This is a genomic window from Streptosporangium sp. NPDC048886 (genome assembly GCF_055586905.1).
This window is the reverse complement of record NZ_JBVJHH010000003.1, coordinates 288,812-311,525: the sequence shown is the minus strand read 5'-3', so window position 1 is coordinate 311,525 and position 22,714 is coordinate 288,812. Positions and strand designations below refer to the sequence as shown.

Annotated in this window: 23 protein-coding genes and 1 tRNA gene; 11 read left to right on the top strand and 13 right to left on the bottom strand. The window is 71.0% G+C overall.

Features of this window, described 5'->3' with window-relative positions:
- Positions 1-474: 474 nt before the first annotated feature.
- The 7 genes from ACZ6R6_RS05525 to ACZ6R6_RS05495 form a co-directional block, all read right to left on the bottom strand.
- Positions 475-1,446 (bottom strand): NAD-dependent epimerase/dehydratase family protein, encoded by a 972-nt coding sequence (locus ACZ6R6_RS05525; protein WP_470090388.1) that lies wholly within the window; start codon positions 1,444-1,446, stop codon positions 475-477.
- Positions 1,443-2,471 carry a Gfo/Idh/MocA family protein gene (locus tag ACZ6R6_RS05520; RefSeq protein WP_470090386.1) on the bottom strand — a complete coding sequence of 343 codons (1,029 nt, stop codon included), beginning with the start codon at positions 2,469-2,471 and terminating at the stop codon, positions 1,443-1,445. Before ACZ6R6_RS05520 ends, ACZ6R6_RS05525 begins: the two co-directional genes overlap by 4 nt.
- A 5-nt stretch (positions 2,472-2,476) precedes the next feature.
- The gene (locus tag ACZ6R6_RS05515) at positions 2,477-3,862 is read right to left on the bottom strand and encodes an NDP-hexose 2,3-dehydratase family protein (RefSeq protein WP_470090384.1); all 1,386 of its coding nucleotides are present in this window, start codon (positions 3,860-3,862) and stop codon (positions 2,477-2,479) included.
- 40 nt (positions 3,863-3,902) lie between these two features.
- Positions 3,903-4,925: a GDP-mannose 4,6-dehydratase gene (locus ACZ6R6_RS05510; protein ID WP_306875422.1), complete on the bottom strand. Its 1,023-nt coding sequence runs from the start codon at positions 4,923-4,925 to the stop codon at positions 3,903-3,905.
- A 186-nt stretch (positions 4,926-5,111) separates the two neighbouring features.
- Positions 5,112-5,858 carry an rRNA methyltransferase gene (locus tag ACZ6R6_RS05505; RefSeq protein ID WP_470090382.1) on the bottom strand — a complete coding sequence of 249 codons (747 nt, stop codon included), beginning with the start codon at positions 5,856-5,858 and terminating at the stop codon, positions 5,112-5,114.
- Complete coding sequence (locus ACZ6R6_RS05500) at positions 5,827-6,909, bottom strand: methyltransferase (protein WP_470090380.1); 1,083 nt, start codon at positions 6,907-6,909, stop codon at positions 5,827-5,829. Before ACZ6R6_RS05500 ends, ACZ6R6_RS05505 begins: the two co-directional genes overlap by 32 nt.
- Before the next feature lie 16 nt (positions 6,910-6,925).
- Positions 6,926-7,771 (bottom strand): phytanoyl-CoA dioxygenase family protein, encoded by an 846-nt coding sequence (locus ACZ6R6_RS05495; RefSeq protein WP_470090378.1) that lies wholly within the window; start codon positions 7,769-7,771, stop codon positions 6,926-6,928.
- A 377-nt stretch (positions 7,772-8,148) separates the two neighbouring features.
- Here ACZ6R6_RS05495 and ACZ6R6_RS05490 point away from each other — a divergent pair, with 377 nt between their 5' ends.
- The 4 genes from ACZ6R6_RS05490 to ACZ6R6_RS05475 all read left to right on the top strand — a co-directional run bounded on the left by ACZ6R6_RS05490 (position 8,149) and on the right by ACZ6R6_RS05475 (position 11,604).
- On the top strand, positions 8,149-8,559 hold the full coding sequence (locus tag ACZ6R6_RS05490) for a cupin domain-containing protein (protein WP_470090376.1): 411 nt from the start codon (positions 8,149-8,151) through the stop codon (positions 8,557-8,559).
- A gap of 8 nt (positions 8,560-8,567) precedes the next feature.
- Positions 8,568-9,251 (top strand): NAD-dependent epimerase/dehydratase family protein, encoded by a 684-nt coding sequence (locus ACZ6R6_RS05485; RefSeq protein ID WP_470090374.1) that lies wholly within the window; start codon positions 8,568-8,570, stop codon positions 9,249-9,251.
- 178 nt (positions 9,252-9,429) lie between these two features.
- Positions 9,430-10,635 (top strand): class I SAM-dependent methyltransferase, encoded by a 1,206-nt coding sequence (locus ACZ6R6_RS05480; protein ID WP_470090372.1) that lies wholly within the window; start codon positions 9,430-9,432, stop codon positions 10,633-10,635.
- A 3-nt stretch (positions 10,636-10,638) separates the two neighbouring features.
- A complete protein-coding gene (locus ACZ6R6_RS05475) occupies positions 10,639-11,604 on the top strand; it encodes a GDP-mannose 4,6-dehydratase (RefSeq protein WP_470090370.1) in 966 nt (321 codons plus the stop codon).
- Between the two features lie 41 nt (positions 11,605-11,645).
- Here ACZ6R6_RS05475 and ACZ6R6_RS05470 read toward each other — a convergent pair.
- Both ACZ6R6_RS05470 and ACZ6R6_RS05465 read right to left on the bottom strand, forming a co-directional pair.
- Positions 11,646-11,719: transfer RNA gene (locus ACZ6R6_RS05470), tRNA-Pro, on the bottom strand.
- Between the two features lie 33 nt (positions 11,720-11,752).
- A complete protein-coding gene (locus tag ACZ6R6_RS05465) occupies positions 11,753-12,631 on the bottom strand; it encodes a metallophosphoesterase (protein ID WP_470090484.1) in 879 nt (292 codons plus the stop codon).
- A gap of 124 nt (positions 12,632-12,755) precedes the next feature.
- Here ACZ6R6_RS05465 and ACZ6R6_RS05460 point away from each other — a divergent pair, with 124 nt between their 5' ends.
- Positions 12,756-13,211 (top strand): GatB/YqeY domain-containing protein, encoded by a 456-nt coding sequence (locus tag ACZ6R6_RS05460; RefSeq protein ID WP_306860663.1) that lies wholly within the window; start codon positions 12,756-12,758, stop codon positions 13,209-13,211.
- A 187-nt stretch (positions 13,212-13,398) separates the two neighbouring features.
- Here the strand turns inward: ACZ6R6_RS05460 and ACZ6R6_RS05455 are convergent, their stop codons facing one another.
- Entirely contained in the window at positions 13,399-15,501 is a 2,103-nt protein-coding gene (locus ACZ6R6_RS05455) for a transglycosylase domain-containing protein (protein ID WP_470090368.1), read from the bottom strand.
- A gap of 394 nt (positions 15,502-15,895) precedes the next feature.
- Between ACZ6R6_RS05455 and ACZ6R6_RS05450 the strand changes: the two genes are divergently transcribed.
- Positions 15,896-16,192, top strand: a complete 297-nt coding sequence (locus tag ACZ6R6_RS05450) for a WhiB family transcriptional regulator (RefSeq protein WP_306860659.1) — start codon at positions 15,896-15,898, stop codon at positions 16,190-16,192.
- 181 nt (positions 16,193-16,373) lie between these two features.
- On the opposite strand, the gene bagB is transcribed toward ACZ6R6_RS05450, so the two are convergent.
- On the bottom strand, positions 16,374-17,561 hold the full coding sequence (gene bagB / locus ACZ6R6_RS05445) for an ATPase BagB (RefSeq protein ID WP_470090366.1): 1,188 nt from the start codon (positions 17,559-17,561) through the stop codon (positions 16,374-16,376).
- A complete protein-coding gene (bagA, locus tag ACZ6R6_RS05440) occupies positions 17,558-18,562 on the bottom strand; it encodes an ATPase BagA (protein ID WP_470090364.1) in 1,005 nt (334 codons plus the stop codon). The genes bagB and bagA overlap by 4 nt, the downstream gene beginning before the upstream one ends.
- Positions 18,563-18,709: 147 nt before the next feature.
- On the opposite strand from bagA, the gene ACZ6R6_RS05435 reads away from it, so the two are divergent.
- The 4 genes from ACZ6R6_RS05435 to ACZ6R6_RS05420 all read left to right on the top strand — a co-directional run bounded on the left by ACZ6R6_RS05435 (position 18,710) and on the right by ACZ6R6_RS05420 (position 21,124).
- Positions 18,710-18,865 (top strand): DUF4177 domain-containing protein, encoded by a 156-nt coding sequence (locus ACZ6R6_RS05435; protein ID WP_306860654.1) that lies wholly within the window; start codon positions 18,710-18,712, stop codon positions 18,863-18,865.
- The gene (locus ACZ6R6_RS05430) at positions 18,862-19,320 is read left to right on the top strand and encodes a RidA family protein (protein ID WP_306860652.1); all 459 of its coding nucleotides are present in this window, start codon (positions 18,862-18,864) and stop codon (positions 19,318-19,320) included. Before ACZ6R6_RS05435 ends, ACZ6R6_RS05430 begins: the two co-directional genes overlap by 4 nt.
- Positions 19,321-19,511: 191 nt before the next feature.
- Entirely contained in the window at positions 19,512-20,339 is an 828-nt protein-coding gene (locus ACZ6R6_RS05425) for an NUDIX hydrolase (protein ID WP_470090362.1), read from the top strand.
- On the top strand, positions 20,336-21,124 hold the full coding sequence (locus ACZ6R6_RS05420; RefSeq protein ID WP_470090360.1) for an MBL fold metallo-hydrolase: 789 nt from the start codon (positions 20,336-20,338) through the stop codon (positions 21,122-21,124). The genes ACZ6R6_RS05425 and ACZ6R6_RS05420 overlap by 4 nt, the downstream gene beginning before the upstream one ends.
- Positions 21,125-21,211: 87 nt before the next feature.
- Here the strand turns inward: ACZ6R6_RS05420 and ACZ6R6_RS05415 are convergent, their stop codons facing one another.
- Positions 21,212-21,892, bottom strand: a complete 681-nt coding sequence (locus ACZ6R6_RS05415; protein ID WP_012887240.1) for a Crp/Fnr family transcriptional regulator — start codon at positions 21,890-21,892, stop codon at positions 21,212-21,214.
- An 81-nt stretch (positions 21,893-21,973) separates the two neighbouring features.
- Here ACZ6R6_RS05415 and nth point away from each other — a divergent pair, with 81 nt between their 5' ends.
- Positions 21,974-22,699 carry an endonuclease III gene (nth, locus tag ACZ6R6_RS05410; RefSeq protein WP_470090358.1) on the top strand — a complete coding sequence of 242 codons (726 nt, stop codon included), beginning with the start codon at positions 21,974-21,976 and terminating at the stop codon, positions 22,697-22,699.
- Positions 22,700-22,714: the final 15 nt, after the last annotated feature.

Here is a 22,714-nt window from a genome sequence, read left to right as displayed (position 1 = left end):
CAGGCCCAGAATGACAGGCTGGTTCACGAAGACTCCAGTTGTGTCGGCGATCTGAGTTCTTCGTAAAGTTATCGAAGTTTGATTCGTGATTTCCCTAATATCGCCGCCGTCTCATTCCGGCCGGGCCGGATCGGATGTACGGCTCGTTACCGAAATGCGGACCGCCTGTCGGCGACGGGGGCGGCGGATTCCGTTCCGGCGCGGAGGCATCTCGAAACCGGTCCCTTTGCCCGGCGGAGTTCCCACCGGCCTGAATTCGACGGCGTGGATTATCGCCCGACTTTCGGTTTTTCCCGGCGGCTGAGATATTCGCCGGTCGGGGCGGTGGGCCGGCCGTGGCGCGGCCGCGGTCCCGGCCGGTCGTGCGGCGGGTCGCGGACCCGGCCGATCGTGGGTGGTCGCGGTCCTGGCCGGCCGTGGAGCCGCCGCGCTCCCGGCCGCCGCGCCCGCGGGATCGCGGTCTGCGGCCGAGCGCTACTGCCCCGGGGCGGCCGAGCTCCGCTCAGGCACCCCCGTCCGCGCCCTGACCTCCTCCCACAGCCCGCGCACCGAGTCACGCAGGGTCCGCCGCGGGCTCCAGCCGAGCAGTTCCCGGGCCGGACGCGGGTCGACCCTGGTCCAGTCGCCGAGATCCGGCGCCCCGGCCGGGGTCGGCAGCTCCACCACGTGGGCGGCGACCCCGCTCACCTCGATGAGCAGCTCGACGAGCGAGCGCACGGGGACGGCCTCCCCCCGCCCGATGTTGATCGCCGTGCCCGTGACCGGGGCCCGCGTCGCGGCGAGGACGGCGTCGGACACGTCCCGGACGTCCACGTAGTCGCGGTGGGCGCGCAGGGAGGTCAGCTCCACCTTCGCGGGCTCTCCGCCGGCGGCGGCCTCGGCGAGCTGACCGGCCACCCGCCCGAGCAGGCTGACCGCCGGCGTGCCGGGACCGGCCACGTTCGCGATCCGCAGCACGATGGCGTCCACGGTCCCCGCCGCGGCCGCCGTCAGGACGGCCTGGGTCGCGGCCAGCTTGGTCTTGCCGTAGGTGGTCGTGGGGCGGAGCGGCTGCGCCGCGGACGTCCGGCCGCCGGGAGCGATCGGACCGTACTCCAGCACCGAACCCAGGTGCACCAGGCGCGGCCGGTATCTGAGCCGCTCCAGCGCCGCCAGGAGGCGGCGGGTCGGCACCACGCAGCTGGCCTCCAGCTCGCGGTCGGACAGCCCCCACTTGCCGCCTGTGGCGTTGACCACGGCGTCCGGGCGCTCGGCGGCCAGAACCGAGGCCAGGTCCCCGGTCGGCAGCCGGGAGACGTCAAGGGAGCGGAACCGGTAGGGCGGGGCGGGGCGGGGCGCGGTCCTGGCCACGGCGAGCACGTCATCGCCCGAGGCGGCGAGATCCATGCACACCTGGCGGCCCAAGAACCCCGTGCCGCCCAGCACGATGACGCGACCGTCACTCACCTGTGCCCCCTACTCAGCTCATGGTCCCGCAGGAGCCGCGCCCGGTCCCGGATCTGGTCGACCAGCCGCGCCTGAACGCGGATCGCCGCCGTGTCGGCCGGCTGCTCGGGCCGCTCGGCAGCGCCCACGGCCCGGACGAACGCGCGGAGCGTGTTGGCGAACTGGTCCTCGGGCGGCAGGACAAGCTCCCGCCTCTCTTGCTGGCGCTCCAGCCGGATCACCGGACGCCACGTCGGCGGGGGAGTGTAGGCGCGGTCGACGAAGATCCGCCCCTGGCTCCCCCACAGCGTGTACTCGCACCGGTAGGAGTGCTCGAACCCGAAGGAGATCTGCGCCGTCCGGCCGTCCGGCGTGCACAGCAGCGCGTTGCCCGCCACGTCGACGCCGCGTTCCGGGTCCTCCTTCAGGGTGGCGGCGACCACCTCCAGGTCGGAGTCGAGGAAGAGCCGGGCCGCGCTCAGGGGGTACACGCCGACGTCGAGCAGGGCGCCGCCCCCCAGGTCCGGCCGGTAGCGGATGTCCCTGGGATCGAGTGGGGGGAAGCCGAAGGCGCCGTCGACCATGCGCAGCTCGCCGATCTCCCCGGCGTCCACCAGGCGCTGGACGGCGGCGTGCAGGCCGTGCCGTAGAAAGGTGAGGTTCTCCATCAGCGTCAGGCCCCGCGACCGGGCGAGCTCCACGACCTCCACGGTGTCGGCGTACCGCGTGGTCAGCGGCTTCTCCACGAGCACGTGCTTGCCGGCGTACAGCGCCCGGACGATCCACTTGTGGTGCAGCCCGGCCGGGAGCGGGATGTAGACGGCGTCGACGTCCAGCCGGTCCAGGAGAGCCTGGTAGCCCTTGACGGCTTCGCCGCCGAACTCGTCGGCGAACATGCGGGCCTTGGCCCTCTCCCGGGCGGCGATGACCACCAGCTCGGCCGAGGACTCGCGCAGGATCGCCGGAAGGGTACGGCGCCGCGCGATGTCGGCGCAGCCGAGCAGGCCGAGCCGGACCGGGCGCGGGGCCGGGGTTCTCTCCGACACGCTGGTCACCACAGGCTGTGCAGGCAGGCCAGCAGGCTGCGTGCTTCCACGTTGATGTAGTAGCCGTGCCGCAGCAGGGTGGTGAGCTGGTGGGCGGTGACCCAGCAGAAGTCGTCCGGCACCTCCAGCGGGAAGTCCTCACCGGCCTCCAGCAGCAGATAGCGGTTCTGCGAGTGGTAGAACCTGCCACCCTCCTCGGCGAGGACCGTGTCGTAGACGATCCGCTCGGCCGGCGCCTGCAGCACGTAGTCGAGGAACTCCGGCCGGGCGCCCGGATAGTTCTCCGGGTTGCACTGGACCGTGGGCCCCATCTCCATGATGTCCAGCAGGCCCGCCTGGAACCGCGCGTGGACCAGCAGGTGGGCCACGCCGCCGATGCTCTTCACCACGAAGGCGACCAGCCCGCGCCCCTGGGGATACAGCAGCGGCTGGTTCCACTCGGCCACCTCGCGATGGTTGGTCCGCACGGTCACCCCGACGATGCTGAAGTGGCGTCCGTCGTCATGGGTGATCTCCTCCGGCGTGCGCCGCCACCCGGGCAGCCCGCGCAGCGGCACGCGCTGTACCGCGAGCTCGTGCCGGCACTTGGCCGAGGTGAACCAGCTCAGCACGGCCGCCGCGCTGTGATGGGGCCTGCCCTCCCCGCTGACGGACCGGACCAGCGCCGCGGCCACCCCCTCCTCGGCGAGCGCGCCGCCGGGGCCGGCCAGGAAGGAGTCGGGCAGGCAGGACAGCACGGTCCTGGTGTCCATGTTGACCAGCCCGTCGACCCTCAGCAGCTGCCGGATCTCGTGGAGGGAGAGCCAGTAGTGCCCGTCGGCGGCGGGCACGGTGTCGTCGACCTGGACGACCATGTTCCGGTTCCGCTTGCGCAGGAACCAGGAGCCCTGCTCGGACTGCAGGACGTCGACCAGGACCCGCCCGGCCCGCGGGCGGGTGAAGTATTCCAGGTATTTGGTGCCGCCGCCCCGGTGGATGCGGGTGTAGTTGCTCCGGGTGGCCTGGACGGTCGGCGAGAGCTGCATGGTGTTGAGGTTGCCGGGCTCCATCTTGGCCTGCACGAGGCAGTAGGGCACACCGTCGACCGTCTTCACCAGCAGGCCGAGGATGCCGATCTCCGGCTGGTTGATGATGGGCTGGCTCCACTCGTGGACCGGGCCGTAGGTGGTGCGGATGTGCAGGCCCTCGACCACGAAGAACCGGCCGCTCTCGTGCGCCAGGTTCCCCGTGGCCTCGTCGAACGCCCACCCGCGTAGCTCGTTCAGCGGGGTGAGATCCACCTGGCAGCCGGACATCCGGACCCGCTCGGCGAACCAGGACAGGAATCCCTCGCCCACTCCGTCCACCCGGGCGTCGATATTACGGTGGCTATCCAGATCTGCCGACGTCATCACGTGTCCTTAGGTGTCTGGAGCCGTACGGTACGGCGGCTCACCACAGTGCGGCCAACTCGGTCACGTGACCGTCGGAGGCGTGCCGCGAGTCCGACAGCAGCCGCAGATCGCTGTCGACCATCAGGGCGATCATCTCCTCGAAGGAGACCACGGGCTTCCAGCCGAGCCGCTCCCTGGCCTTCGCCGGATCGGCGCACAGCAGGTCGACCTCCGCGGGGCGCAACAGGGCCGGGTCCACCACCACGTGCTCGCGCCAGTCGAGGCCGACGTGGGCGAAGGCCATCGAGACCAGCTCGCGCACGCTGTGCGTGACGCCGGTGCCCAGGACGAAGTCCTCCGGCTTCTCCTGGCCGAGCATCAGCACCATGCCGCGCACGTAGTCGCCGGCGAACCCCCAGTCGCGCTCGGCCTCCAGGTTCCCCAGCCGGAGGGAGTCCCGCAGGCCGAGCTTGATGGCGGCCGCGGCGAGCGACACCTTCCGGGTCACGAACTCCGGACCGCGCACCGGTGATTCGTGGTTGAAGAGAATGCCGGAGACCGCGAACATGTCGTACGACTCACGGTAGTTCTGCACCGTGTAATGGCCGAACACCTTCGCGACGCCGTACGGGCTACGCGGATGAAACGGCGTGAGCTCATTTTGCGGGGTTTCCCTAATCTTCCCGAACATCTCCGAGGAGGACGCCTGATAAAAGCGCGGCTGCCCCGGCCCCGGGGTCCGCGACGCCGTTATGCCGCCGACGATTCTGAGGGCTTCCAGCATGCGCAGCACGCCCATCCCGGTGATCTCCGCGGTAGTGGCCGACTGCCGCCACGAGATGGGGACGTAGGACAGGGCCCCGAGGTTGTAGACCTCGTCGGGCCGGACCTGGTCCACCGCCGCGACCAGGCTGGCCTGGTCCAGCAGGTCGCCGCTGACGAGCCTGACCTCCGGGTTCGGCCGCCGCCCGCCGCGGACGGCCGGCGGGGCCTGTCCGCGTATCATTCCGAATACTTCATAACCGGCATCGAGAAGGTGTTCCGCGAGATAGGTGCCATCCTGGCCGGTAATCCCAGTGATCAGTGCTCGCCTAGTCAGGATAATCTCCCAGCCATGAGACCATAGAAAAATGGGCGCATCACCCGTTGCCGCCGCTCACGATACGCGACATTCTTACCGGTATCACTAATTGCGAAAGCAATATAGTGAATTTACTAGTGGACCGGTGGGCGGCTCAGGCCCCGGCGAGGCCGGCGGCGGTGATGCTCAGGCCCCGGTGAGGTCGGCTGCGGTGAACAGGGCCACGGCCCGGGTGCCGACGCGCAACGACTGGCGGGGGCGCATGCCCGCGCCGGCGGGCACCCGGCGACCCCGGACGGTCACCGCGACCACCGCGCGCGGCGGGAGGACCGCCGCCAGCGCCGACAGCATCTCCGGCAGGCCCTCGTCCGCGCGGCTCCCCTGCCACACGGTCTGCTCGCTGTAGGGCGGATCGGTTATCACCACGTCGGGCCGGTGCCCGGCGATCGCCGCCGCCAGCCCGGCCCGGTCGAAGACGTCGGCCTGCTGCAGGGCGTACGGCACCGGCCCGCCGTCGGCGGCGAGCCGTCCGGCCAGCCGCCCGGCCGCCTCGGCGGCCTCGGCGTAGCCGGGCTTGCCGAAACGCTCGGCCCGGTCGGTCAGCTCGGCGGCCCGGGCCCGCAGCCCGGTGTCGGTCAGCAGGTCGAGGTTGGCCCGCGCGATCCGCAGCGCCTCGCTGGAGACGTCCGAGGCCAGCAGCGCCCCGATGCGGCGGCGGTGCAGGAGCCCCAGGACGGTCAGCAGGTATGCGCTCCCGCAGCACGGATCCCACACCACGGCGGGCTCGTCGCCACCCCGTAGCGCGAGCGCCCGCTGGAAGATCTCGGAGACGAGCCGCACGGGGAAGGCGGGGAAACCGGGGGCCGAGTGGAGCACGGCGCCGCTGGCGAGATCGCTGTAGTCAGCCCGCGTCGTCTCGTACCGGTACGCCAACCTGCCCGTCCTCCTCGTTCAGCGCCCATGTTATCCCGGGTCGCGCCTCGAGCCGGCAGAAGTCGGTCGGCGGCAGCGGCGTGACCTCACCCAGGGTGAGGCCGGCCTTCCCGCACAGTCGCTCGAAGTCGCCCCGGGTCCGCTCCAGACCGCTGCCGTTGACGAGCAGGTTGAGATCGTTGAGGTAGGGGAGAGGGTCCGCGCCCGGCGGCACCGTGTCGGGGAGGACGTGCTCGATCATCAGGATCCGCCCGTGCTCGGTGACGCCCCGCGCGCAGTGCCGGAGAATCGTCGCCGCCCGCTCGTCGCCCCAGCCGTGCACGACGCTCTTGAGCAGGTAGAGATCGGCGCCGTCCGGGACGCCGGCGAAGAAGTCGCCGGCCTCGATCCGGCAGCGTCCGGCGACACCGGCCCGGCGCAGGGTCTCCTCCGCCCGGGACGCGCCGGTGGGGCTGTCGTAGATCACTCCCCGTAGCCCGGGGTGCTCGCGCAGGACCGCGGCGATCAGCGTTCCGTCACCGCCGCCGACGTCCACGACGGTTGCGAAACGCCCGAAGTCGTAGCTCTGGGCGAGGGCCCCGGCCACGCCCCGCGTCCCCTGGCTCATCGCGGTGTTGTACAGCTCCGACAGCTCGGGGTCGCCGCTCAGATGGCCGAAGAAGTCGGTGCCGAACGCCTCGTCGAACGCGGGGCGGCCGGTGCGCACGCTGAACTCCAGGTTCTGCCAGGCGGTCAGCATCGCGGGGTCGGTGAGCATGCGGGCGAGCGCGTACAGCGACCCCGGCCGGTCACCGCGGAGCAGCGCCCCCACCGGGGCCACCGCGAAGCGGCCCGGGCCCGTCTCCGTGAGCACCTCCAGCGCGGCCAGCCCGCGCAGCAGCCGCAGCATCGTGCGCTCCGGCACGCCGTACTCGGCCGCGAGGTCCGTCGACGAACGCTCGCCGTCACCGATCGCCTCGGGCAGCTTCAGCCGGATGCCCAGCCCGACCACCTGGGTGGCCCTGCCGCCGAAGACGAGCCGCAACAGGTCCGGCCACGGGTTCCTCTCCACCTGCTCCTCCATGGCGTTAGCGCCCGTCCTCCCGGCCCAGGCCGAGGCGGATCGCGCGCTCGACCGCCGAATACCGCCCGTCGGCCCGGGCGAGCTCCAGCTCCCCGACCGGCTGCAGGGACGGCTGCGCCATGAACCGGGGCCGGGTGCCGGTGTTGGAGACGGGCGTGTGCACCAGGAACGGGTGGCACAGGTAGACGTCGCCCGCCTCACCCGTGGCCGAGGCGAGCGGCCGGCCCGCGCCCACGTCGCCGGCCTTCAGATATGTCCCCTCCGGGCCGTACGGCTCGAGCAGGGGCGGCACGTCCAGGTGGGAGCCGACGCGGATGAGCGTGGGGGCGTCCCGGTCCCCGGTGTCGGAGTACAGGAACAGCAGCAGCAGCGACCGCCCGCGCGACACCGTGTTGCACCGGAAGATCTTGTCGTAGTCGGGTGGGACGAGCGCCTGCTCGCCCTCCCAGTCCGGGCCGCCGGCCGCCTCCGCCTCGGCGGCCAGGAAACCGGCGTCGATGTGCCAGCCGTAGTCCTCGGCCTCCTCCGGCCTCCGGGCGCCGGGGAAGCGGACCGGGAACGTCCCGACCTGCTCGATGGGCCTCCACCGCCCGGGCCCGACCAACTGGTCGTAGGCGGCGTGCAGGGCGGGGGTGTTGGCGCTGCGCACGAACGGCTCGTCGGCCTGGGCCCCCAGCCTGACCACCTCCCTGGTCCAGGTCGTGGGATCGTCCGGATCCATGCCGAGCTGCTTCCAGAGGATGTCGCGAGCCTGGGCGGCGAGTTCCTTGGGAAACGCGCCCTCCAGCCGGATGAAGCCGTCTGAGACAAAGCTCTCGATCTGCTCATCTGTGAGTACCTGGGCGCCCATCGCACTCCTTATGGAATAGGCAAGTAATCCGCCGCCTGGAGATCGTTATATCCCGGAACCAACCCACGGCGGCCCGCGCGGGCCAAGAACTAGCATTTCCCTCAGATCCGATTCCCCCGGGGGGAGTTAGCCTCGATAACTCCTGCGCCCAATAGAACGGGAGGTGGATCCGTGACGTGGCGGCTGATCGCAGGCCCGTCGTCGCCGGCCGGTGGCAGCCCGCCGGCTCGACCCCCGGACCCCGGGCGGGACCGGAGGCCGGGGCCTTCGACCACGCGGTCCGCGGCACCTTTCCGGAGAATCGGCGGAGACGCCGTCCGGGGCGGATCGCGGCTTTTCTTATGGGCAGCCCAACGTCTTTCACCCGTGGAGGCCGCATGAAAATCGAAGTGCTCAAACCGTCCTGCAATCTGGAGACGATCAGGGACGGGCGCGGCGGCATTTTCACCTGGGTGCCACCCGATCCCATCCTGGAATTCAACATGCTGCACCTGCACCCGGGAAAGGTGCGCGGCCTGCACTACCATCCGCACTTCGTCGAATACCTGCTCTTCGTCGAGGGCGAAGGCGTGCTGGTCACCAAGGACGACGCCGACGACCCGGACTGTCCCGAGGAGTTCATCCACGTCTCGCGGGGAGTCTGCACCAGGACGCCGAGCGGGGTCATGCACACCGTCCACGCCGTCTCGTCGCTGACGTTCATCGCCATGCTCACCAAGCCCTGGGACGAGTGCGACCCCCCGTTGGTGCAGGTCGAGCCCCTGCCGCACACCCTGGGGCGCGTGTGAGGGTCGCGGTGGCCGGCGCACGGGGCTTCGTCGGAGCGGCCATCACCCAGGCGCTCGGGGCCGTGGCCGTCCCCGTCAGCCGCGAGAACTACGAGGAAGTACGGCGCAGCGGCCCGTTCGACGTGCTGATCAACGCGGCCTGCCCGTCACGCCGCTACTGGGCGCGGCACCACCCGGCCGACGACCACCGCGAGACGGTGGTCAAGACCCGGGCGTTCCTGCGCGAGTGGGAGTGGGACAGGTTCGTCCAGATCAGCAGCATCTCCGCGCGCACCCAGCCGGACACCCCCTACGGCGGGCACCGGGCCGAGGCGGAGGAGCTCTGCGCGGGCAACCTGGTCGTCCGCCTGGGCCCCATGTACGGCACGGCCTACGTCAAGGGCGTCCTGATGGACATGATCGGAAACCAGCCGGTCTACACGGCGGGCGAGTCACGCCAGAGCTTCGCCCCGGTCGAGTGGTGCGGCCGGTGGGTGGCCACCCACCTGGAGGCCGAGGGCCTGTGGGAGGTGGGCGCCAGGACGACGATCACCCTACGGGAGATCAGGGACGCCGTCGGCTCGCGCTCCACCTTCGACAGCGACCGGATCGACGACCAGTTCCCCCTGGTCACCACACCTGAGGCGGACTGGCCGGTCGCCGCGGACGTGGTCGGCTGGCTCAGCGCGAGATGCGGAGCCGGCCGAGGATGAAGCGCTCAGCGGACTCTCCGGCGGCCTCTCGGACCCGTTCCACCGAACCCACTCAGCTCATGGTCGAACGAACTCACTCAGCTCATGGTCGAGCACGATCTGGAGAAGCATGACAACGTCCGAACGAGGTGACGGCATCAAGGGCCGGCCGACCGGTCACCGGACCGGCGGAGGTCACATGACGGTCATCGACCGCTGCCGCATCTGCGACAACACCGAGCTGCTGCCCGTGCTCGACCTCGGCCCGCAGGCGCTCACCGGGGTCTTCCCCCGGACCCGCGACGAGCCCGTGCCGCAGGTCCCGCTGGAGCTGGTGGTCTGCTCGCCGAGCGGCTGCGGCCTGGTGCAGCTGCGCCACACCGCCGACTTCGGGCTCATGTACGGCGAGCACTACGGCTACCGCTCCAGTCTCAACCGTTCCATGGCCGACCACCTGCGCGGCAAGGTCGCCGCCATCAGGGACCTGGTCGATCTCGGCCCCGGCGACCTGGTGGTGGACATCGGCAGCAACGACGGCACCCTGCTGTCGGCCTATCCCGCCGACGGCCCCGCCCTGGTCGGGGTGGATCCCGCGGCCGCCGCCTTCGCCGAGTTCTATCCGCCGCACGTCGAGCTGATCCCCGACTTCTTCGCGCGCGACCTGCTCGGCGGGCGCCGCGCCAAGGTCGTCACCTCCATCGCGATGTTCTACGACCTGCCGCGCCCGATGGACTTCATGGAGGAGGTACGCGACCTCCTGACCGACGACGGCATCTGGGTGATCGAGCAGAGCTACCTGCCCGCGATGCTCCACTCCACCGCCTACGACGTGGTCTGCCACGAACACCTGGACTACTACGCGCTCCGCCAGATCGAGTGGATGGCCGAGCGCACCGGCCTGATGGTCGTCCACGCCGAGCTGAACGCGGTCTACGGCGGCAGCCTCTCGGTCGTCCTGGCCAGGAACACAGCCGGCCGCAGGGCCGACGGACCGGCCCTGGCCCGGATCCGCGCCGGTGAGGAAGACCTCCCCTACGCGGCGTTCGCCCGCCGGACCAGGGAGCACCGCGACCGGCTGCTCGACTTCCTCGACGAGTCACGGAAGCGGGACCTGCTCACCCTCGGCTACGGCGCCTCTACCAAGGGCAACGTGATCCTGCAGTACTGCGGGCTCGGCGAGGCCGACCTGCCCTGCGTCGCCGAGGTCAACCAGGACAAGTTCGGCTGCTACACCCCCGGCACCGGCATCCCGATCGTCTCCGAGGAGGAGGCCCGGGCGCGCCGCCCCGACCAGTTCCTGGTCCTGCCGTGGATCTACCGGGAGTCGATGATCGCCAGGGAGCGCGACTTCCTGCGGTCGGGCGGGAAGCTCGTCTTCCCGCTGCCTGAGCTGGAAGTGGTGTGAACCGTGGCGACCTGCCTCGTGGTCGGCGCCCACGGCCAGGACGGCACGCTCCTGCGCGAGCTGCTCGCCCGGCGGGGCGACGCCGTCGTGGCCGTGGGCAGAGGTGAGGTCGCCGACATCACCCGCCGGGACGAGGTGGTCCGGCTGGTCGAGACGGTCCGGCCCGACGAGGTCTACCTGCTGGCGGCCGTGCAGGGCCCGGCGCAGGACGGGCCCGCGGACGCCCGCGCCTCCTACGAGGTCAACACCCTGCCGGTGGTGTACTTCGCCGAGGCGCTGCTGGCGCACGCCCCGGCGGGGCGGCTCTTCTACGCCGCCTCCTCCCACGTCTTCGGAGAGCCGGAGACGGCCGTGCAGGACGAGTCCACCCCGCTCCGCCCGACCTCGCTCTACGGGATCACCAAGGCGGCCGGGCTCCTGCACTGCCGTGCCTACCGGGAACGGGGGGTCTTCGTCTCAGCGGGGATCCTCTACAACCACGAGTCGCCGCTGCGGCGGCCGGGCTTCGTCTCGCGGAAGATCGTACGGGCCGCGGCGCGGGCGGAAGAGGTCACGCTCGGCTCGCTGAGCGCCACCGTCGACTGGGGGTACGCCCCCGACTACGTGGCCGCCATGGCCGCCGTGCTCCAGGCGGACGGCCCCGGCGACTTCGTCGTGGCCACCGGACAACCGCACACGGTCGAGGAGTTCGCCGCCACCGCCTTCGGCCTCGCCGGGCTCGACTGGCGGCGCTACGTCCGCCAGGACCCCGCCCTGCCGCACCGCGGCGGCAGGCCTCTGGTCGGCGACGCCGGCCGCCTGCGCGCGGTCACCGGCTGGCGGCCCACGGTGGACTTCACCGGCATGATCCGCAGGCTGCTCCAGGCCGAACTGGGCGGAGCCGGACCGGGCGGAGAGGCGCGGTGCGGGGACCAGTCCGCGGACGGAACCGCCCCCCGGTGGCCGGAAAGCGAAAAGGACCACCTCTGATCTCTCAGAGATGGCCCTTCACCTCGGGAAGTACTGCTACGTCGGGGTGACAGGATTTGAACCTGCGACCTCTTCGTCCCGAACGAAGCGCGCTACCAAGCTGCGCCACACCCCGGTGCACGTCGGTCTTGCTCGTGCTTGGGAAAGTCTAGCGGACTTCGCGGGTGCTTGCGTCACTTCGGCGGCGGGGCACCAGCGTCAGGAGGCTGGCCTCGGGGAAGCAGGCGAAACGGACGGGGGAGTAGGGGCTGGTGCCGAGCCCGGCGGAGACGTGGAGGTAGGCGGAGTCGTGGCGGCTCAGACCCTTGACGCGGGCCCGGTCGATGCCGCAGTTGGTGACCAGGGCGCCGTAGAAGGGGATGCAGAGCTGGCCGCCGTGGGTGTGGCCGGCGAGCAGCAGCTGGTAGCCGTCGGAGGCGAAGCGGGTCATGTTCCGGGGCTCGGGGGAGTGCATGACGCCGAGGCGGAGGTCGGCCTCGGCGGGAGCGGGGCCGGCGATCAGGTCGTAGCGGTCGAGGTTGATGTGGGAGTCGTGGATGCCGCCCACGGCCACGTCGAGATCGCCGACCTTGATGCGGGCGGTGGTGTTGTTCATGTCCAGCCAGCCCTCGACGGCCATGGCGGAGCCCAGCTCCTCCCAGGGGAGCGAGGGGATCTTCTGGGCGTGGTCGCCCTTGGAGGTGCGCCAGAGGTAGCGCGCGGGGTTCTTGGGGCGCGGGGCGTACATGTCGTTGGAGCCGTAGACGAACAGGCCCGGACGCGACAGCAGCGGCTCCAGGGCGTGCAGGAGCGGGCCGATCGCGTCGGGGTGGGCGATGGAGTCGCCGGTGTTGACCACCAGGTCGGGCTTGAGGTCGCCCAGCGAGCGGACCCAGTTGATGAGCATCCGCCGGCCCGGGGTGAGGTGCAGGTCGGACAGCTGCAGGATGCGCACCGGGCGCTGGCCGGGCTCCAGCACGGGCACGTCGAAGCGGCGCAGACGGAAGGCGTTGCGCTCGACGACCGAGGCGTAGGCGAGGCCGGCCATGCCGACACCGAGCAGGGACAGGGGCACCGCGGCTGCTTTCCTCACCCTTTCATCATGCCCGACATCGAGCTCCCTGAAGGAGACTTGGGCTGTGGCGAGCTGGTGAGACGGCAAGATGGAGCACATGAGCACATTGAAGGACAGGCTGAAGGCCGACCTCACGGCCTCGATGAAGAGCAGGGACGAGATCCGCACGCGGACGATCCGCATGGCCCTGGCGGCCGTGAACGTCGAGGAGGTCGCCGGTAAGACGGCCCGCGAACTCTCCGACGACGAGATCATCAAGGTGCTGACCAAGGAGGCCAAGAAGCGCCGGGAGGCGGCCGAGGCGTTCAGCGGCGCCGGCCGTACGGAGCAGGCGCAGGCCGAGGTGGACGAGCAGGCCGTGCTGGAGGAATACCTCCCGGCCCAGCTCTCCGACGAGGAGCTCGGCAAGCTCGTGGACGAGGCCGTCGCCGAGACCGGCGCCGCCGGGCCTCAGGCGATGGGGCAGGTCATGAAGGTCCTCAACCCCAAGGTCGCCGGGCGGGCGGAGGGCGGCCGGGTGGCGCAGGCCGTGCGCGCCCGCCTGACGGCCTGAGCCGGGCCGTAGGTCCCGAGCCGGGCAGCGGGGTCCCGAGCCGGGCCGCACGCCCGCCCTGGGCGGCGCTGTGGGCCCGCCTGGCGGCGGTATGACCTTTGGTGTGACGAGAGCCCTCCCCGATGTCTCAGGGAGGGCTCCGGCGTCTCTACGGGGGGCTCCGGCGTCCGCGCGGGCCCCGCCGGTTCTACGGGATGACGGGGATGGTCAGCTCACCGGGGTCGCCGTCGTTCGGGAGGCCGCCGTTGGCGTCGTCGATGATGATGTTGCCGTTGTCCTGGGGCGGCCCGTCGCCGTCCACGTTGCCGGGCTTCCTGACGGGCGGCGGCGCGCAGGCGCCGGAGCAGCCCCCGAAGCGGCCCGTGTTCACCGGGGTGAAGGAGCTCGGATCGACGCCCTTCAGGGCGCCCAGCATGGAGCTCTTCCAGATCCGGCCGGAGATCGAGGCGCCGTACACGTAGCTGTAGTAGCGCCCGCCGATGGTCACGCCGACCAGGTCGTGCTTGAAGGCGCCGCGCGGGTCGCCGAGGCTGACCGCGGAGGCGAGGTCGGGGGTGAAGCCGGCGAACCAGGCGGCGGTGTAGCCGTCGGTGGTGCCGGTCTTGCCCGCCGCCGGCCGGCCGATCCCGCCGACCTCGGTCATCGTGCCCTTGGTGAACACCCCGGACATGATGTGGGTGGCCGCGTCGGCGACCTCCTCGTCCAGGACCTGGCTGCACTTCGGCTTGTACGGCGTGATCTTGCCGTCGCGGTCGCGGATCTCGGTGATGGCCATGGGCTTGCAGTAGGTGCCGCGGGCGGCGATCGTCGCGTAGGCGGCCGACACGGTCACCGGGTCCATCTCGTTGACGCCGAGCGTGAACGTCTGGACCTCACGGAGCTTGCCCCCGTCGGCCCGCTTGATGCCCAGCTTCTTGGCCATCTTGACCACGTCGCAGAGGCCGACCTGCTCCTCGAGCTTCAGGAAGAAGGTGTTCACCGAGCCGAGCGTGCCGGTCGTCAGGGTCTTGAAGCCGCCGCCGCCCTCGCTGGAGTTGTGGACGTCGTGCTTGGGGTCGCCGACCCGGTTGCCCTCGCAGTCGCGGAAGGCGCCGTAGCTGGGGGCGTAGTAGACCGACCCGGTGCTGTTGCCGTCGTTGAGCTTCATCCCCTTGTCCAGCGCGGTCAGCAGGGTGAAGGGCTTGAAGGTGGAGCCGGCCTGGAAGCCCGCGCCGCCGCCGTGCAGGCCGTCGGCGGCGAAGTTGATGCTGGTCTCGTTCTTCTTCTTGTCCCTGCCGAACTTCCGGCTGGTGGCCATCGCCTTGATGGCGCCGGTGCCGGGGACGACCATCGCCTGCGCGGCGACGGGCTTGTCGCTGGTCTTGACGTATTCGCGCAGGGCCTTCTCGGAGGCCTTCTGCGTCTTCGGGTCGAGCGTCGTCTTGATCGTCAGGCCGCCGCGCTGGAGCCGCTTCTCGCGCTGCGCGGGGGTCTTGCCGAACTCGGGGTTGTTGCGGATCTCCTCGCGGACGTAGACGCAGAAGTAGGGATACGGGCTCGTCTCGCAGCCGCCGGGGGCGGAGATGTCCTTGTATCCGAGCTTCTTGGCCTTGGCCTCCGCGGCCTCCTGCGTTGTGATCTTGCCGAGCTCGGCCATCCGGTCCAGGACGATGTTGCGCCGCTGCAGCAGCAGCCGCTGCTTGGCCTTGCCCCCGTTGGGGTCGGTCCCGTTCGGGTCCTGCACGGCCCCGGCGAGGGTGGCCGCCTCCCACAGGTTCAGCTTGGCGGCGGGCTTGCCGAAGAACCGCTTGGACGCGGCCTGGATGCCGTAGCCGCTCGCGCCGAAGTAGGAGATGTTGAGATAGCGCTCGAGGATCTCGGCCTTGGTGTATTTCTCCTCGATGGCCATCGCGTAGCGCAGCTCGTTCAGCTTGCGGGAGAAGGTCGGCGCGATCGCGGCCTCTCTCTCCTCCTCGGTCTCCGCGCTGTTGAACAGCACCTGCTTGACGTACTGCTGGGTGATGGAGGAGCCACCCTGGATGCCTCCGCTGCCCGTGGCGTTCTTCACCGCCGCGCGGAAGGTGCCCTCGATGTCGATCGGGCCGTGCTCGTAGAACCGGAAGTCCTCGATCGAGACGATCGCGGTCTTCATGATGTCGGCGACCTGGTCGAGCGTCACCGACTCGCGGTTCTCGTAGTAGAACTGCGCGAACTGCTTGCCGTCCGCGTCCAGCAGGGTCGTCTTCTCCGGGAGAGGGGGCTCCTTGAGCTCCTCGGGGAGCAGGTGCAGCTCCTCCGTGGTGGAATTCACGGTCAACCCCGCGCCACCCACCGCCGGAAGCGCGATGGCAGCGACCAATACGCCTGCGGCGACAGCCGCGGCGAGCAGCCGCGCGACGTTGCCGACCGCCGATTTCTGATCTTTGCCTTGAGCCTGCACGAGTCCAAGGGTACGTCGGACGGATGACCCAAACGGTAACGGAACACTATTTCAGCTCGCGTCGAGTACGTACCGGGTCAGGTGACTAGTCATTCCCGGCCACATGGCCGCTGATGACCATGCGAGAAATTGGTCCCGCCGGGGTCTGTCGGCCCGAACGTCTGGTTGCGTACGTTCTCCTTCTGCGGCAATTGAATACGGAGGCTCGACGCCCGCGCCCGTCGGCCCCAAGTCACGACTGACCACCTAAGGGGAGTGGGGTCGAATGTGGATCACGGATTGGACCTCCCGTGCTGCCTGTAAGGGTGCGGATCCTGACGCGCTGTTCGTTCAGGGCGCTGCCCAGAACCGAGCGAAGCTGATCTGCCGAGGATGCCCGGTCCGGACCGAGTGCCTCGCCGACGCGCTGGACAACCGCATCGAGTTCGGGGTGTGGGGCGGGATGACCGAGCGCGAACGCCGGGCGCTGCTGCGCCGGCGGCCGGACGTCGACTCCTGGCGGGACCTCCTGGAGGTCGCCAAGGAGGAGTACGAACGGACGAATGAGCTGATCGCCGGCTGAGCCCGCCGATCCCGTACGGCTGGCGCCCCGCGCCAGCCGTACCTTTCTCATGTCCGGAGTCCCCGGGGCGTGCCCTGGGGCCCGGGGTCCGCTCAGGCCGGAGGCGTGCTCCGCCGCGAGGCTCCGGAGCGGAGTGCTCCGGAGCCTCGCGGGCGTGCTGCCCGGTTACGGACCCCGCCGTTCAGGCGCTCTGCTGGACGCCCTCCAGGTCCTGCTGGGCGGCCAGGAGCTCGCCGACCCGACGCAGCCCCTCCAGGTCGTGCACGTCCTCCGACATGGCGGGGACCTGGGCCACGGGCACCGTGGGATGGGCGGAGAAGAAGTGCTCCTGCTCGCGGTGCTCGCGGGCGGCCAGCTGCATCCGGCCGGCGTGCAGCCGGAGCACGGCGGCGGTCAGCTCGTGCTCGCCCCGCGACTCCAGGTCCTCGGCGGCGGCGGTGCTGCGCGCCGCCGACAGCACGGCCGCCGGCGCGCGGTGCACCCGGTTGACCACCAGCCCGGCCAGGGGCATGCGCTCCTCGGCCAGCCGCTCCACGAAGTACGACGCCTCGCGCATCGCGTCGCGCTCGGGCGCGGCCACGACGACGAACGCGGTCCCGGGGGCCTGCAGGAGCCGGTAGGTCTGCTCCGCGCGGACCCTGAACCCGCCGAAGACGGCGTCGAGGGCGGAGACGAACGTCTGCAGGTCCTTGAGCACCTGCGCGCCCAGCAGCTTGGTCATGGCCCCGGCGACGAGGCCGAACCCGGCGTTGAGCAGTTTGAACGCGCTGCGGCCGCCCGCCTTGGCGGGGGCCATCAGCAGCCGGATCAACCGGCCGTCGAGGAAGCGGCCCAGGCGTTCCGGCGCGTCGAGGAAGTCGAGCGCGGAGCGGGAGGGCGGGGTGTCCACGATGATCAGGTCCCAGTCGCCCGACCGGCGGAGCTGGCCGAGCTTCTCCATGGCCATGTATTCCTGCGTGCCGGAGAAGCTGGACGACAGGGACTGGTAGAAGGGGTTCGTCAGGATCTGGCGGGCCCGCTCGGGGTCCGCGTGGGCCTCGATGATCTCATCGAAGGTCCGCTTCATGTCGAGCATCATGGCGTGCAGCCGGCCCTCGCCCCGCACGCCCGCGACGGGCTTGGGGGTGTTGTCGAGCTCGGTCAGGCCCATCGACTGCGCCAGCCGCCGGGCGGGGTCCACGGTGAGCACCACGGCCGACCGGCCGCGCTCGGCCGCGCGCAGCCCCAGCGCGGCCGCGGTGGTGGTCTTGCCGACGCCGCCGGAGCCGCAGCAGACGACGATCCGGGTGCCCGGGTCGTCGATGATGGCGTCGAGGTCGAGGACGGGGACGGCCCGCTGCCTGCCGGACCGCTCGCTGCGCTCGCTCATGCTGCTCCCTGCGTGTGGATCGATTCGGCCAGCTCGTACAGCCCGGCCAGGTCCACCCCGTCGGCCAGCAGCGGCAGCTCGTAGCGGGGGCGGCCGGCCTTGGTCAGCGACAGCCTCTCGCGCCGCTCCAGTCCGGTGCGGTGGGCGTGCTCGACGATCTCCTCGGCGAGGGCCTCGGCCACGACGGCGGCGTCGGAGCTGCCGTCCGCCAGTCCGGACGCCTTGAGGCCGAGCGCCAGTTCGGCCGGGTCGAACCGGCCCTTGCCGACGTCGTCCAGGACGGACTTGGGCAGCAGGGACTCCCTGACCATGTTCGTGAAGATCCCGCCGGGCGGGAGCCCGGCCGCGCGGAGCTCGGCGAGGCCGTCCAGGGTCTCCTGGACCGGCATCTCCTCCAGGAGCGTGACGAAGTGCACCGCGGTCTCGGGGGAGGCGACGACGCCGTTCACCAGGTCGGCGTGGTTCTTGATCGGACCCACCCTGGCCAGCCCGGCCACCTCGTTGGTGACGTTGAGGAAACGGGTGATCCGGCCGGTCGGCGGCGCGTCGAGCACCACCGCGTCGTAGATCCGCCGGCCGTCCTTGTCCTTGCGGCGGACGGCCTCGCTCGTCTTGCCGGTGACCAGGACGTCGCGGAAGCCGGGGGCGATGGTCGTGGCGAAGTCGACGACCCCCATCTTGGTCAGGGCCTTGCCCGCCCGGCGCATGCCGTAGAACATCTCGAGGTAGTCGAGCATGGCCTCTTCGGGGTCGATGGCCAGCGCGTAGACGTCCCCCCCACGGGGGGCGACGGCGATCTTCCGCTCCTCGTACGGCAGCGGCGGCAGGTCGAAGACCTGCGCGATCCCCTGCCGCCCCTCGACCTCCACCAGCAGGACCTTGCGGCCGTCCGCGGCGAGGGCGAGGGCGAGGGCGGCGGCGACCGTGGTCTTCCCGGTGCCGCCCTTACCGGTGACGACATGGAGGCGTACGCCGTCCCAATCGGTGTCGCGAGCTCTCACGTCTCGAAGGCTACCCAACGACTACTTGACGATTCGTCGGAGCTGTCCACTGGCGGGGCTCCAGGTACGGATTGTGACAGTGATCCTGCCCACTCGGAGAACGGCGCCAGGGGCGGGTTCAGGGGCCGCCTCGCTAATGTGTCCCACATGACGAAATGGGAATACTCGACGGTGCCTCTGCTGGTCCACGCGACCAAGCAGATTCTCGATAACTGGGGCCAGGACGGCTGGGAGCTCGTCCAGGTCGTGCCCGGGCCGAACCCCGAGCAGCTGGTCGCCTACCTGAAGCGGCCCAAGCCGTGACGCCGCAGGAGAAGCTGGCCGAGCTCGGCCTGACGCTGCCCGAAGTCGTCGCGCCGCTGGCGTCCTACGTCCCGGCGATCCGCTCGGGCGACCATGTCTACACCTCGGGCCAGCTCCCGATGGTGGACGGCAAGCTCGTGGCGACCGGCAAGGTCGGTGCCGAGGTCAGCGCCGAGGAGGCCCGCGAGCTCGCCCGGACCTGCGCGCTCAACGCCCTCGCGGCGGCCGCCTCGGTGGCCGGAGGGCTGTCGAACATCGTCCGGATCGTCAAGGTCGTCGGCTTCGTGGCCAGCGACCCCGCCTTCAGCGGCCAGCCTCAGGTGATCAACGGTGCCAGCGAGCTGCTCACCGAGGTCATGGGGGAGGCGGGCAAGCACGCCCGCAGCGCGGTCGGCGTGGCCGTCCTCCCGCTGGACGCGCCGGTCGAGGTCGAGATGATCGTCGAGGTCCGCTGACGGTCGAGAAGGCCGCCGGGGGCCGACCACCGGGGTCTCCCGGCGGCCGAGGCGGCCGCCGGGATCACCGGCGGCTGGAGCGGCCGCCGGGGTCCGCGGGCGGTCGCCGCGGTCCGCCGGCGATTGTCCGGAGCGGGAGCGGTGCCACATGATGGACCTGAAACCGAGTGTTGTTCGGGTGGAGGGTCTGAATGGGTGGTATTCCGCTCCCAGGTGAGTTCGGTGAGCGTGCGCGCGACATCCTGGCCGGGCGGCTGGAGCCCGCCCCGGCCCGGGATGCCGCCACCGTGGTCATCCTCCGCGAGGGCGTCGAGGTCTACCTGTTGAGGCGCAAGGCGAGCATGGCCTTCGCGGCGGGCGCCTACGTCTTCCCGGGGGGCTCGGTGGACCCCCGCGACGCCGACCACGCAGTCGCCTGGGCGGGCCCCTCGCCCGCGGAGTGGGGAGCGGTCTTCCGGGCGGACGAGAAGACCGCGCGCGGCCTGGTCTGCGCCGCGGTGCGGGAGACGTTCGAGGAGTCGGGCGTGCTGCTCGCCGGGCCGTCCCCGCGGTCCGTCGTGGCCGACACCACCGGCGACGACTGGGAGGCCGACCGGCTCGCCCTGATCGACCGGAGCCTGTCGTTCGCCGACTTTCTCGACGGGCGGGGCCTGGTCCTCCGCTCCGACCTGCTCCGTCCGTGGGCGCACTGGATCACGCCGGAGGTCGAGCACCGGCGCTTCGACACCCGGTTCTTCGTCGCCGCCCTCCCGCCCGGCCAGCGCACCCGTGACGTCGGAGGCGAGGCCGACCAGGTCGTCTGGGTACGGCCCGCGGACGCGGTCGACCAGGCCAAGAACGGCCAGATCTTCCTGATGCCCCCGACCTACCGCACGCTCGGCGAGCTGAGCGACTACCCGACCGTGGCCGACGTGCTCGGGGCCGAGCGTGAGATCGTCACCTTCATGCCCGAGATCGCGGAGGTGGACGGGGAGATGCGCATCGTGCTCGACGACGACTACGGACTCGGTCCCGCATGAGCGGACTGCGGATCCCCCTCGACGGGCCGGACGGGTCCGGCACGGCCCACGCGCTCAGCCTGCTCGCCCCGAACCCGTCCCCGATGACCCTGGAGGGCACCAACACGTGGGTGATCGGCCGCGGGGAGGAGGTGCTGGTCGTCGACCCGGGACCGGACGACGGGCCGCACCTGCGGCGGGTCGCCGACCATCTCCGCGGGCGCAGGGTGACGGCGATCCTGCTCACCCACGGGCACGAGGACCACAGCGGCGGCGCGAGAGGCTTCGCCGAGCTGGTCCGCGCGCCGGTCAGGGCCCTGGACCCCGGCCACCGGCTCGGCGAGGAGGGCCTGGCCGACGGCGACGTGCTCACCGTGGGCGGGCTGGAGCTCCACGTCGTGGGCACGCCCGGCCACTCGTTCGACTCGCTCTGCTTCTGGCTGCCGGAGGACCGGGCGATGCTGACCGGCGACACCGTGCTCGGCCGGGGCACCACCGTCATCGCCCCGGACGGTGACCTCGCCGACTATCTGCGGTCCCTGGACCGGCTGCGCGCCAGGGTCGAGCAGGTCGGGGCCCAGGCGCTGCTGCCCGGCCACGGCCCGGTGCTGCCCGACCCGGCCGTCGCGCTGGAGGGCTACATCGCCCACCGCAGGCGGCGGCTGGACCAGATCCGCGACGCGCGGGAACGGGGCGCGAAGACACCGGCGGAGATCGTCGAGATCGTCTACGCGGAGGTCGACAGGTCGCTCTGGCCCGCCGCGGAGATGTCGGTCCGCGCCCAGCTCGCCTATCTCGACGGCTGAGCTGAGCCCGCCCAGCCCGGCTGTCTCGACGGCCGGCCGAGCCCGCCCGCCGGCTGCCGCGACCGCCGGGCAGCCCCGGTGACAGGCCTAGCGCGAGCGGTTGTGCAGCCGCTCCAGGTCCATGATGACCACGGCCTTGGCCTCGATGCGCAGCCAGCCGCGCTGGGCGAAGTCGGCCAGGGCCTTGTTCACGGTCTCGCGCGAGGCGCCGACCAGCTGGGCCAGCTCCTCCTGGGTGAGGTCGTGGTGGACCCGGACGCCGTCGTCGATCCGCTGGCCGAAGCGCTCGGCCAGGTCGAGCAGGGCCTTGGCGACCCGGCCGGGGACGTCGGTGAAGACCAGGTCGGCCAGCACGTCGTTGGTACGGCGCAGCCGCTGGGCCAGGGCCCGCAGCAGGTGCAGGGCCACCTCGGGCCGGCCGGTCAGCCAGGGGCGGAGGTCGTCGTGGCCGAGCCCCGCCAGGCGGACGTCGGTCAGCGCGGTGGCCGACGCCGTACGGGGGCGGGGGTCGAACAGCGACAGCTCGCCGAACATCTCGCCCGGGCCGAGCACGCTGAGTAGGTTCTCCCGGCCGTCGGGCGCGGTCCTGGACAGCTTGATCTTGCCTTCGAGCACCACGTAGAGGCGGTCTCCGGTCTCGTTCTCGCTGAACAGGGTCTGGCCCTTGGACAGCTCCACTTCCGAGACACTCGTGCGCAGCGCGGCGGCGCCCTCACGGTCGAGCGCCGAGAACAGAGGGGCTTTGCCCAGCACGTCGTCGGTGTTCACAGTGCCTCCTGTTTCACGGCTCACGCAGTCATTGTGACCTATCCCACCGAGCAGCTCTCAAGGGGGCCATGCGCGTAGGCTGTGCGGGTGCCCCGCAACGTCAGCCGCGCTGGTGAATCCCAGCTTGCCCTGGTCCGTCGCGCCCGGCGGATGGATCGCATCCTGGCGGAAACCTACCCAGACGCACACTGCGAACTCGACTTCCGCGACCCTCTGGAGCTGCTGGTCGCGACGATCTTATCTGCGCAGTGTACGGACAAAAGGGTCAACATGGTTACCCCAATCCTTTTTGCGAAGTACCAGACCGCGGAGGACTACGCGGGCGCCGACCGGGCCGAGATGGAGGACATCATCCGGTCCACGGGCTTCTACCGGGCCAAGACCAACAGCATCATCGGCATGGCCCAGGTCCTGTGCGAGCGGCACGGCGGTGAGGTCCCCGGCAGGCTCAAAGACCTCGTCACGCTGCCCGGCGTCGGCCGCAAGACCGCCAACGTGGTGCTCGGCAACGCCTTCGGGGTCCCCGGTATCACCGTTGACACGCACTTCCAGCGGCTCACCCACCGCTTCGGCTGGAGCGAGGAGACCGACCCGGTCAAGATCGAACAGGTCGTCGCGGGGCTCATCCCGAAACGGGACTGGACGATGATGTCCCACCGGCTGATCTGGCACGGCCGCCGCATCTGCCACGCCCGCCGGCCCGCCTGCGGCGTCTGCCCGCTCGCCGCGCTCTGCCCTTCGTACGGCATCGGCCCCACCGACCCCGTCCAGGCCGCCAAACTGGTACGCCCCGGCCCCTTCTCGTAACCGCTCCCGCGACCG